Below are 1,054 nucleotides of genomic sequence, written 5' to 3'. Positions count from 1 at the left end.
ATCTTTTTTCTGCCTTAATCAAGCCTTGAATAGGATGCACGAAAGTTACCTTAGCCTAGTTACTTGGTCAAATTTAACCTTACATAATTGTCACAAAATTGGCTCTAAACGGGTCTGATTAGACAAACCCCATATTTTAGTTAAGGTTGTTGGCGTTAATTTGTGATCTATTAGCTAAGATTTTTCTAAAAAATCTGTTCTAGTTGTCGATACAAGTAATAATCCGCCTAACGGCAGTATTTAAATAGCGTGAGGAGTGCTTTGTGGATTTAGCAACCCTAATAGGTTTGATCGGTGGTTTTGCCTTCGTCATCATGGCAATGGTGCTAGGTGGCAGTATCGGCATGTTCGTCGACGTTACATCGATCCTTATCGTAGTAGGTGGCTCTGCATTTGTAGTATTGATGAAGTTCACGCTCGGCCAGTTCTTTGGTGCGGCGAAAATTGCAGGCAAGGCATTCATGTTTAAAGCCGATGAGCCAGAAGACCTCATCGCAAAGATTGTTGAAATGGCTGATGCGGCGCGTAAAGGCGGTTTTCTTGCTCTAGAAGAGATGGAAATCAACAACAGCTTTATGCAGAAAGGCATTGACCTTTTGGTGGATGGTCACGATGCGGATGTGGTTCGCGCTGCGTTGCAAAAAGACATTGCCTTGACGGATGAGCGACACACGCAAGGCACGGGTGTTTTCCGAGCGTTTGGTGACGTTGCTCCAGCGATGGGGATGATCGGTACGCTGGTTGGTCTGGTTGCGATGCTTTCGAACATGGATGACCCAAAAGCGATCGGTCCTGCAATGGCGGTAGCCCTTTTAACCACACTTTACGGTGCGGTGTTGTCAAACATGCTGTTCTTCCCAATTGCCGATAAGCTTTCTTTACGCCGAGATCAAGAAACGCTTAACCGCCGTTTGATCATGGACGGCGTACTTGCCATTCAAGATGGTCAAAACCCACGAGTTATCGACAGCTACCTGAAGAACTACCTCAACGAGGGTAAACGTGCTCTTGAGATTGATGAGTAATCGCGGAGATTTGTGATGGATGATGAAGA

At 45.5% G+C, this 1,054-nt stretch carries 1 protein-coding gene; it reads left to right on the top strand.

The window, feature by feature from the left end; genetic code table 11:
* The first annotated feature begins 263 nt into the window (after positions 1 to 263).
* Complete coding sequence (gene pomA / locus R7P67_RS26355; protein ID WP_005482965.1) at positions 264 to 1,025, top strand: flagellar motor protein PomA; 762 nt, start codon at positions 264 to 266, stop codon at positions 1,023 to 1,025.
* Positions 1,026 to 1,054: the final 29 nt, after the last annotated feature.

It is taken from the genome of Vibrio sp. Vb0937 (genome assembly GCF_033338855.1).
This window is presented reverse-complemented; position numbering and strand designations above follow the sequence as displayed.